The 9913-nt window shown below is 68.1% G+C and carries 8 protein-coding genes and 3 pseudogenes; 6 read left to right on the forward strand and 5 right to left on the reverse strand.

Annotated features, from left to right (window positions below):
- The 5 genes and pseudogenes from KN815_RS41765 to KN815_RS41785 all read left to right on the forward strand — a co-directional run.
- Positions 1-296, forward strand: a pseudogene (locus KN815_RS41765) (hypothetical protein); the annotation flags it as partial.
- Positions 297-396: 100 nt separating this feature from the next.
- Positions 397-1962: an AMP-binding protein gene (locus KN815_RS41770; RefSeq protein ID WP_216346996.1), complete on the forward strand. Its 1566-nt coding sequence runs from the start codon at positions 397-399 to the stop codon at positions 1960-1962.
- Positions 1932-2531 (forward strand): NUDIX domain-containing protein, encoded by a 600-nt coding sequence (locus tag KN815_RS52455; protein WP_372458617.1) that lies wholly within the window; start codon positions 1932-1934, stop codon positions 2529-2531. The genes KN815_RS41770 and KN815_RS52455 overlap by 31 nt, the downstream gene beginning before the upstream one ends.
- Before the next feature lie 171 nt (positions 2532-2702).
- On the forward strand, positions 2703-5045 hold the full coding sequence (locus KN815_RS41780) for a thiamine pyrophosphate-binding protein (RefSeq protein WP_253209582.1): 2343 nt from the start codon (positions 2703-2705) through the stop codon (positions 5043-5045).
- Positions 5046-5525: 480 nt separating this feature from the next.
- Positions 5526-6188, forward strand: a complete 663-nt coding sequence (locus KN815_RS41785) for an adenylate kinase (RefSeq protein ID WP_216346999.1) — start codon at positions 5526-5528, stop codon at positions 6186-6188.
- Here the strand turns inward: KN815_RS41785 and KN815_RS52660 are convergent.
- Complete coding sequence (locus KN815_RS52660; protein WP_443732344.1) at positions 6163-6411, reverse strand: hypothetical protein; 249 nt, start codon at positions 6409-6411, stop codon at positions 6163-6165. The genes KN815_RS41785 and KN815_RS52660 overlap by 26 nt on opposite strands.
- A 62-nt stretch (positions 6412-6473) precedes the next feature.
- On the opposite strand from KN815_RS52660, the pseudogene KN815_RS52665 reads away from it, so the two are divergent.
- Positions 6474-6626: pseudogene (locus tag KN815_RS52665) on the forward strand (ISAzo13 family transposase); the annotation flags it as partial.
- 68 nt (positions 6627-6694) lie between these two features.
- Here KN815_RS52665 and KN815_RS41795 read toward each other — a convergent pair.
- The 4 genes and pseudogenes from KN815_RS41795 to KN815_RS41810 form a co-directional block, all read right to left on the reverse strand.
- Positions 6695-7031 (reverse strand): annotated as a pseudogene (locus KN815_RS41795) (acyl-CoA dehydrogenase family protein); the annotation flags it as partial.
- 161 nt (positions 7032-7192) lie between these two features.
- Positions 7193-8521 (reverse strand): MFS transporter, encoded by a 1329-nt coding sequence (locus KN815_RS41800; protein ID WP_253209583.1) that lies wholly within the window; start codon positions 8519-8521, stop codon positions 7193-7195.
- Positions 8518-9228, reverse strand: a complete 711-nt coding sequence (locus tag KN815_RS41805) for a FadR/GntR family transcriptional regulator (RefSeq protein WP_216347000.1) — start codon at positions 9226-9228, stop codon at positions 8518-8520. Before KN815_RS41805 ends, KN815_RS41800 begins: the two co-directional genes overlap by 4 nt.
- A gap of 286 nt (positions 9229-9514) precedes the next feature.
- Positions 9515-9913, reverse strand: a 399-nt coding sequence (locus tag KN815_RS41810; protein ID WP_216347001.1) for a biotin/lipoyl-containing protein, incomplete at its 5' end; no start/stop codon positions are given.

Raw genomic sequence — 9913 nt, forward strand, 5'->3', positions numbered from 1 at the left:
AAGGCTTCATGGTCGGCGACCCCGACCACTGCATCGAACACGTACAGCGATACGCCGACATGGGCGTCGACGCACTCGTCCTACGCGTCGACAGCCTCCCCCACCACCAGCTACTGCGCTCGATCGAACTCTTCGGCAAGTACGTCATCCCCCACTTCAAAAACCCCCGCAACGTCGTCCGCCCCGCCGACGACGTACTCGCCGACATCCGAGCCGCACGCCCCGCCCACCAAGAAGCACTCCGCCAGTTCCACTCCCAGCACAACCCCACACACCACAAGGAGACCAGCCGATGACCGACCTCTACAACCACGGCACCGGCGACATCCTCACCGAACACCACGACAACCGCACCCTCCTGATCACGACCGGCGTCCCGGTACACGGAGCGGTGCGATGACCGGCGACCGGGGCTCCTTGTCCTTCGAGCCGTTGACCCCGACGTCGTATCTGGATCGTGCTGCGGCGGCGCATGGGGATCGGGTCGCAGTGGTGGATGGGCGGTCCCGGTGGACCTATGCGGAGCTGCGTGATCGGTGTCAGCGGTTGGCGGGCGGGTTGGCCTCGTTGGCCGGGGGACGTCCGGTGGCGGTGCTGGCACCGAACACGCATGTGTCGCTGGAGGCGCACTACGGGGTGCCGTGGGCGGGGGTGCCGCTGGTCGCGGTGAACACCCGGCTGTCGGCGGGCGAGGTCGCCTACATCCTGGAGCACTCCAAGGTGTCCGTGCTGATCCACGACCCGTCGTCCGACGCATTGGTGGACGAGGCCCTCGCCCGGCTGGACGCCCCACCGCACCGAATCAGGGCGGGACGGGAATACGAGGATCTGCTGGCCGCGGCGGAGCCGCTGCACCTGACCCCGACCGACGAACGGGCGCTGCTGTCGATCAACTACACCTCGGGGACCACGGGCCGCCCGAAGGGCGTGATGTACCACCATCGGGGCGCGTTCCTCCAGGCCGTGGCGATGGTGGGACACACCGGACTGACGCCGTCGAGCGTGCACCTGTGGACGCTGCCGATGTTCCACTGCAACGGATGGACGTTCCCGTGGGCGGTGACCGCGGCGGCTGGGACGCACGTCTGCCTGCCGAAGGCGAATCCGGAGGAGGTCTGGCGACTGCTCCGGGAGGAGGGCGTCACGCACCTCAACGGGGCGCCGACGGTGCTGTCGATGATCGCCTACGCCCAAGAGGCCGCACCCCTGGACCGCACGGTGCGGATCGCCACCGGTGGGGCGCCGCCGTCGCCGGCGATCCTGCGGCGGATGGCGGCGCTGGGGTTCGAGGTCACGCACCTGTACGGGCTGACCGAGACTTACGGCCCGGCGATGCTGTGCGACTGGCGCCCGGAGTGGAACGACCGCGACGTCGCGGCACAAGCCCGGCTCAAGGCGCGCCAGGGCGTCGGGAACATGATCTCGTGCGTGCCGCGGGTGATCGCGGACGACGGCACGGACGTCCCCGCGGACGGTGTCACCACGGGGCAGATCGCATTGCGCGGCAACAACCTCATGCTCGGCTACCTCGACGACCCGGAGGCCACCCTGGCAGCGGTGCCGGACGGATGGTTCCGGACCGGGGACATCGGCATCCTCCACCCCGACGGGTACGTGGAGCTGCGTGACCGCTCGAAGGACGTGATCATCTCGGGTGGGGAGAACATCGCGTCGGTCGAGGTGGAGCAGGCGATCATGGACCATCCGGCGGTACTGGAGGCGGCGGTGATCGCGGTGCCGGACGAGCACTGGGGTGAGGTCCCTGCCGCCTATGTGAGCCTGCGGGAAGGCGCTACGGCCACCGAGGCGGAGATCATCGAGCATGTGAAGGGCAGACTGGCCCGGTTCAAAGCGCCGAAGACGGTCACGTTCACCGAGTTGCCGAAGACCTCCACCGGGAAGATCCAGAAGTTTGTGTTGCGGGACAAGGCATGGGCCGGGAGCGAGAGCCGCATCCGGTGAACGACAGGAACGGACCGGCGGCACGCGAGGTTGTCTCAGAGCGTGTCAAGCCTCGTGCTTTCAGGGTGGTCTCCCGGGCTTCACCAGGGGCCCAGTCCCAGAATGGGGCCGGTTGCCCCAGGTCTCAGGGCCCGCGGCAGGTAGTCGCCGTCATCCTCATGTGGCGAGGGCGCATCGGGTTGTTCAAGCGCAGTGGATCTGTCCAGCATGATGCAGGGTTGTGGCACTGCATCACCGGATATCTGGACGCTGACAGCGACCCGGTACGGCAAGCCATCCAGGAGATCTGGGAGGAGACTCTGCTCCCCGCCCGCGCTCTGGAGCGGCTGACCGCGGGCCCCACGCTGCGTCTCGCCGACCCTCGCGGCGGGCCGGACTGGACCGTGCACACTTTTTTGGCCTGCACCAGTCAACGCCGACTCACTCTCAACTGGGAGCACACGGCCTACCGGTGGGTATGGCCCTGGAAGCTGTCACAGTTCGACGGGCAGGTCGCATGGCTGACAGATGTCCTGCGAGCAGTCGACTCTCTGCCGTCAGCCAAGGCACGTGATAGGGCCGCGTCTTAAGGCCGGTGCGAACCGGTCCGGCGCCCTGGGCCAGCCGATCAGGTGGCCCGAATTCAAGCAGAATGCTCGATCTAAAAGGCACATCCTGTGCAGTCGCGGAGTGATTCGTCTTCTGGCGGAGCATAACGCGAAATCCCTAAAGCATGGTGCCGAATGCGGAGGTGGTCTGTGATGGTGACGGAACTAAGGCCGTCCGGCGGCAACGGCGGTCCTGCCCAGGCGGAGGAGGTTGTTGCGCTGGAGTCGGTCGAACAGCGGGTGCTGTGGCTGTCCACCGCGATCATCGATCACGCCAACCGGGTGCGGCCGAACCCTTCGGGGCTGAAGGTGGGCGGCCACCAGGCGTCCAGTGCCTCGATGACCTCGATCATGACGGCGCTGTGGTTTCATGCACTGACTGCCGAGGACCGGGTGTCGGTCAAGCCTCATGCCTCACCGGTGTTGCATGCGATCAACTACTTGCTGGGCGAGCTGGACGAGTCCTACCTGACCACACTGCGCGCCTTCGGCGGTCTGCAGAGCTACCCCAGTCGTTCCAAGGACCCCGACCCGGTCGACTACTCCACCGGTTCGGTCGGTATCGGCGCCACCGCTCCCCTGTGGGGCGCTCTCGCCCGGCGCTACGTGGAGGGGCGCTTCGGCGGTGCCGGGAGGGGGCGCCAGTACTCCCTGCTCGGCGACGCCGAGCTGGACGAAGGCGCGATCTGGGAAGCCATCCAGGATCCGATGGTGCCGGGGCTGGGCGAAGTGGTGTGGGTCGTCGACCTCAACCGGCAGTCTCTCGACCGAGTCATCCCCGGCATCGCCGCGGACAAGCTGCAAGGCATGTTCGCCGCGGCCGGCTGGCAGGTGATCTCCCTCAAGTACGGGCATCTCCTACAGGAGTTGTTCACCCGGCCCGGCGGCGAGGCCCTGCGCGCTCGTATCGATGCCATGGGCAACCCCGAATACCAGCGCCTGCTGCGCTGCTCCGCCGACGAGCTGCGCGAGCGCTTGCCCGGCACCGGCTCGACCGCCGGGCCGATCGCCGACCTCATCGCCCCCCTGGACGACGCCTCGCTCCTGGCGGCGCTGCGCAACCTGGGCGGCCACGACATCGGCGCGCTGTCGGATGCGTTCGCCGGTGTCGACGACACCCGCCCGACCGTCATCTTCGCCTACACGGTCAAGGGCTACGGGCTCCCCACCGAGGGCCACCCGCAAAACCACTCCTCTCTCCTGACGGTCGACCAGATGAGTGCACTGGCCGACCGCCTGGGAACCGATCTCGACGACCCGTGGAGGCGTTTCGGTGCGGGTTCGGCGGAAGCGGCCTTGTGCGCGGCGGCCGCCCAGCGGCTGCACCGCCCCGAACAGGCGCCCCAAGAGCCCCCCGCCATCCCCGCCGACCTAGCGCGCCCGGCCCCTTCCGGCATCGGGAACACTCAGCAGGCTCTCGGCCGCGTCCTGCTGGATCTCACCCGGCGGGCGCCGGAGGCGGCCGCCCGGATCGTCACCGTCAGCCCGGACGTCAGCTCCACCACCAACCTCGGCGGCTGGCTCAACAAGGTCGGTGTGTGGTCGCCGACCGAGCGCCCCAACTGGTTCGCCGATGACGCCGAGACGATCCTGCACTGGCGGGAGCGGCCCACCGGCCAGCATGTCGAGCTGGGCATCGCGGAGACCAACCTGGTCGGTCTCCTCGGCGAGCTGGGCGCTACCTGGAGCCGGTGGGGCCAGCCGCTGCTGCCGATCGGCGTCGTCTACGATCCCTTCGTCAACCGGGCACTGGAGCCCTGGTCGTTCGGCATCTATGCCGGTGGCCAGTCGATCCTGGTGGGCACCCCCTCCGGTGTCACCCTCGCCCCGGAAGGCGGTGCACATCAGTCGATCACCACCCCCTCGCTGGGCATTGAACAGCCCGGCTGCGTCACCTATGAGCCGGCGTTCGCGATCGACACCGAATGGTGCCTGCTCGCCGCACTCGGCAACTTGGCCAGTCCAGGGGGCAGGTCGGCCTATCTGCGGCTGTCGACCCGACCCATCGACCAGTCGACAGCCGCCGTGCCCAGCGACCCGGCCGCTCGCGAACGCCGTCGCCGGCATGTGACCGCCGGCGCCTACCGGCTGCGGCAGCACGAGAAGCCCGTGGTGACACTCGCCGCGATGGGCGCTTTGGTCCCGGAGGCCCTGGCCGCCGCCGACCGGCTCGCCGCCATCGGCCACGGCGCCGACGTGGTATGCGTGACCAGCCCGGACCTGCTCTTCCGCGCACTCCAGGCCCGTCGCGGCCTGTCGGACGACCCGACCTGGATCCTCGACCAGGTCTTCCCCCTCGACCGGGCCACCCCGCTGGTCACCGTCCTGGACGGGCATCCCCACACCTTGGCTTTCCTGAGCACGATCCAGAACGTTCCCATCAGCACTCTCGGCGTGACCCGGTTCGGCCAGTCCGGGGCGATCGAGGACGTCTACCGCTACCACCGCATCGACCCGGACAGCATCGTCGCCACCGCCCTCGACCTCATCGATTGAGCGAGCACCCGGAGCCTCTGCGTGCAGGGGATTCGCCTCTCATACCCCGTCCGGCGGCACGCCCCTGTCTTGCCGAAAAGACGTACCGCCGGACGGTCCCGATGCAGCCCCGATGCAGCCGACCCGCACCACCCTCCATGGGGCAACAGTTCCCACCCACTCCGTCCGGCGGCGCGGCGCGGCACCCGCCCTGACAAGCCGCGCCCTGCCGCTGGACGGTCGCAACCAACCTGTCCACCTTTCCCATGGCGAGCCGAGCAGACACTCCACCCAGACGATTGGACATGTGATGAAGGCTCTGAGCGGAATCGAAAGAAAGTGGTCCGGGGCTCCGGCCCTCCCCCGACCAGCCGCACCGTCAGCCAGTCGTCGGTATCTGGCCGTGGGTGGCAGGATCGGCGAGGTCGTCTCCAAGCCGTTCGCAAGCGCCTCCGTCGCCGATGAACTCCAGCAGCGCAAGGACGAAGGGTTCCTCCGCTGATGCGCATCGTCCTCGTCGGGCCGCCAGGGGCTGGAAAGGGCACTCAGGCCACACGCCTGGCCGGGAAGCTGTCGATCCCGCACATCTCTACGGGCGATCTGTTCCGGGCCAACATCAGCCGGCAGACCGAGCTCGGGAAACTCGCGAAGGTCTCCATGGACGCCGGCAATCTCGTCCCCGACGAGCTCACCATCGAGATGGCGAAGGACCGCATGCAACAGCCGGATGCCGAGAACGGCTTCCTGCTCGACGGTTTCCCGCGCAACGTCTCGCAGGCCGAGGTGCTCGACGAGCTACTGAAGACCGAGGCCATCAAGCTGGACGCGGTTCTTGACCTCGAAATCCCCGAGGGGGAGATCATCAAGCGCATCGCCGGCCGGCGCATCTGCCGCAGCCGGTCGGCACACGTGTTCCACGTGTCGTACAGCCCGCCGAAGAAGCAGGGCGTGTGCGACGTCTGCGGCGGTGAGCTCTACCAGCGCGACGACGACTCCGAGGAGACCGTCCGCAAGCGGCTCGAGGTCTACTACACGCAGACCGAGCCGATCATCGAGTACTACAAGACGCAGGGCCTCGCGGTCACGATCTCCTCCCTGGGCCCTGTGGACGAGGTCACGCGGCGGGCGTTGGAAGCCCTCAAGCGCGAGGACGACGGCAAGTAGCCGCCAGCACGTCTTCCGCCAACACAAATGGCGGCGGCGGGCGTGTGCCCAGAGCGGAGTGCCCCTTGACGTCCGGGGAGACCTGACCGGCAAGAACGTCGCAAAGCATCCAACGGAACTGCGCGGCCCGGTCCGGATGCTGATCGCCTTCCGACGTCTTGGCGGTGCCCCGCAGGCTGAACCTGTGCTCCTTCAACGGCCGACCCACCGTGGGCGCAGTCACCCGATGGCCCTGCCGGACGAGTTCGGCAGCCAGGTGCCGCAGCGACTTCGCCGTCCACCGCGGCGCTCGGCCACGGCGGCGTTCGCCTGGTCGCGCAGATAGCCGGGGCCGGCGAGACGACCGTCCGCAAGGGTGGGTTCGCACTCGAGGCCGGGGTGGAGCCGCTGCCCGAGGAACGCGTCCGGTGCCCTGGTGGTGGGCGGAGGCGGGCCGAAGCGGCCGTGCGCGAGCGGCGCTACCCCACCGAGCTTACGGACGCGGAATAGGCCATCCTCGGACCACTGCTGCCCGTCGCGGCCTGCCGGCTCCCCGCGGGCGGCCGCCCGGAAACCTCGCGGGTCGGGGAGCCCTTGATGCCGAGCTTTTCTCCGGGGCGCCGAAGGAGACGCCCTCGTCGGACTTTTCGACGACGAAGGCGCTGATGCCCTTGGAGCGCCCCGAGATCATGCCGTCGCCCTTGGCGAGCGGGGTCAGGCAGCGCTTCTTCAGCTCATCGGAGCCGGAGAGGATCACGGGCAGAGAGCCCAGCTTGTTCACGGTCGGGATCAGGGACGAGGAGACACAGACACGCGCTCATTCGCGACGAGCGCATCGAGGGCCTCCTGCGGGAAGCGGGCCTCGATCGCGCGGAGTTCTCGGTCAAGAGGTACGCATCCTGCGAGGGGACCGAGTTCCCGGGTATCTGATCATCAGTACCCTTCCAGGACGCGCTTCCTTCGAGTACTTCGCCATCACGGATTGGCGGTGGGCGCCTGCGGAGCTGCGGTTTTCCCGCAGCGGCTCAGGGGGCTGACTCGGCGTTCCCTGCATCCGGTCCGATGTGTCCTGGACGGCGTTCGCCTGTCTCGCGGTCAGGCCGGGTGCGAACGTGGCGGTCGCGTCCGGCGCCATAACCGGCAGCGGCCATGACCAGGCTCAATGCGGTGAGGAGAAGGAGAGCGCCAGTCCATCTGCCGGTGGTGTCGTGGAGGACGCCCAGAAGAAGGGGTCCGGCCGCGGCGACGAGATAGCCGATGGACTGAGCCATCCCGGCCAGGGCTGTGGTCTCGCTGGGACCGGTGGCACGTTGGCTTTGGAAGCTCAGGGCGAGCACGAGACAGGCACCGGCGCCCAACCCGAGAAGAGTGCACGCCGCGAGTGCGAGCGCTGGAAAGAGGAGCAGGAGCGCGAAGCCTGCGGCGACGATCGCTGAGCCCGCGGCAGCAGCGAAGCGCTGATCGTGGTGGCCTCGAGTGATCAAAGGCAGCAGCATGCTCGTGACCAATGCGACGAGCTGGTAGTAGAACAGCATCCAGCCGGCAGATGTGGTGCTCATGCCCTGCTGACCGAGGATGCTGGGCAGCCAAGCGACGGCGGTGTAGAAGGCAAGGGATTGCAGGCCCATGAAGAAGGACACCTGCCACGCCAGCCAGGATCGCCATGGGGTTCGAGCGTGTGTCCCACGAGACCGCACGCCGCCGTCCGGGCGGGAGCCGCGTAGCCGGGGCAACCACACGGCGAGAGCGGCGACGGCGACGACCACTCCCCAGGCCAGGGCGGAATGCCAGGTTCCGGGTAGGGCCTCGGCAAGCGGGACGGAGATGCCGGACGACAGAGCGGCGACCATTCCCATAGCGGTGACGTAGAGAGCGCTGACGGTATGAACCCGCGGGCCGGGCACGTGGGTGCGAATCACCGTAGGCAGCAGGACGTTGCCAACTGCGATCGCTACCGAGAGGATCACGGTTCCGAGGAACAAACAGGCAAGCGAAGGCAAGGACCGGATCACGGTGCCCGCTGCCAGCACTGCGAGGGCAGCCACGAGGAGGCGGGTGGTGCCGACCCGGTGCGAGGTGCGCCCGACAAAGGGCGAAGTCACTGCAAACACAAACAGCGGCAGGGTGCTCAGTACGCCTCCCTCTGACGCGGTCAACCCGGTGTCGTGCTCGATGGCCGGCAGCAGTGTGCCCACACCCGTCAAGGTCACGCGCAGGTTGGCCGCCACCAAAAGGATCGCGATCAAGAGGCCGGCCGAAAGGGCGGGCGTAGTAACCGGCGTCTTCGGGGTTGCGATCAGGTCGGCCTTCGTAGCCGTGGTGAGGCCGGCGCGGGAGTTCCTCGAGGTGGTCACTTCTGTCGTTCCGTTCCGGTCTCGGTGAGCTTCACGGTCTCGGTGAGCTTCACGATCTCGGTGGCGCAGTAGCGTGCGCCGACCTCGTCCTGGGCGGCGATCGCCTCGACGAGACGCCTGTGCAGAAGGCTGTGCTCCGCGGCCGTGGCGCTGGGCCAGACCATGCCGCCGATCTGTTCGGTGACCGCGATGCTGAGGACGTCGTACACCTCGGTAAGCAGGGCGTTCCCGCTGGCACTCACCACGGCCTGGTGGAAGCGGGTATCGACCTCCGCGCTGGCGGCCGTCTCCGGTGCATCCGCTGCCCCCTCGGCCTCGTCGAGGAGGTGCCGAAGGCGATTCAGGTCGTCTTCGGTACGCCGCAACGCGGCCAAGCCCGAGGCGTACTCTTCCAGTACTGCGCGCAGTTCCAGCACGTCGCTCCGCCTCGAGGTGTTGGCGCGTCTCATCAGTACCGAGTGCATTTCGCTCGACGTCCGGACGTACGTCCCGTCACCCTTCCGAGCCTCCAGCAGGCCCAGATGCACCAGCGCGCCGAGCGCCTCGCGCACCGTCGTACGCCCGACACCGAGTTGCTCGACCAGATCATGTTCGGGCGGAATCCGCATCCCTACAGGCCATGCGCCGGATGTGATCTGCTCACGAAGGGTGTCCACCAGTTGCGCCGACAAGCTCGCGACGCGGCGCGGCGCACGAAGATCTCTCATAAGGCGACCCTAACACCGAATGTCTGACATCTGTACGTGACGTAGGTCGCCACCCGCCTCGGCCCTCCTGGTATGCACGAGCCCTCGACGCAGCGCAACGCGTTGACCGCGGTGGCACGGATGGGCGTCTTGACGCCTCGGCCTAGGTGAGCAGTCGGTAACTTTTTTCCTTTTCATCCCCGCCGGTTCATCCCCGCCGGGCGGTCGGCTCATCCTGCCGGAGACAGCGGAAGCGCCAGTCAACCCTGGGGCCTACCTCCGAGTGGAGCCACAGCGATCATTCCTGTCAGTCCTTGATCTCGCAGATGACCGCGCCCGAGGTGATGGACGCGCCGACCTCGGCGGCCAGGCCCTTGACGGTGCCCGCACGGTGGGCGTTGAGGGGCTGTTCCATCTTCATGGCCTCCAGGACGACGATGAGGTCGCCCTCGGCCACGGTGTCGCCCTCGCCCACGGCGACCTTGACGATGGTGCCCTGCATCGGGGAGGCCAGTGCGTCGCCGGAGGCGGCGGAGCCGGACTTCTTGACCGCCTTGCGCTTCGGCTTCTTCGCGCCGCCCGCCGGGGCGGTGCCCACGCCCAGCGAGGCGGGCAGCGACACCTCCAGCCGCTTGCCGCCGACCTCGACCACGACGGTCTCACGGCCGGAGGGCTCCTCGTCCTCGTCAGGGCTGACGGGGGCGAA

It is taken from the genome of Streptomyces niphimycinicus (assembly GCF_018883605.1).
Lineage (GTDB): Bacteria > Actinomycetota > Actinomycetes > Streptomycetales > Streptomycetaceae > Streptomyces > Streptomyces niphimycinicus.

What these genes read in the sequence shown, in the direction of transcription:
- KN815_RS41770 (WP_216346996.1), top strand. Translation starts at nt 397, where the DNA reads ATGACCGGCGACCGGGGCTCCTTGTCCTTCGAGCCGTTGACCCCGACG.
- KN815_RS52455 (WP_372458617.1), top strand. Translation starts at nt 1,932, where the DNA reads ATGGGCCGGGAGCGAGAGCCGCATCCGGTGAACGACAGGAACGGACCG.
- KN815_RS41780 (WP_253209582.1), top strand. Translation starts at nt 2,703, where the DNA reads ATGGTGACGGAACTAAGGCCGTCCGGCGGCAACGGCGGTCCTGCCCAG.
- KN815_RS41785 (WP_216346999.1), top strand. Translation starts at nt 5,526, where the DNA reads ATGCGCATCGTCCTCGTCGGGCCGCCAGGGGCTGGAAAGGGCACTCAG.
- KN815_RS41805 (WP_216347000.1), bottom strand. Translation starts at nt 9,228, where the DNA reads ATGAGAGATCTTCGTGCGCCGCGCCGCGTCGCGAGCTTGTCGGCGCAA.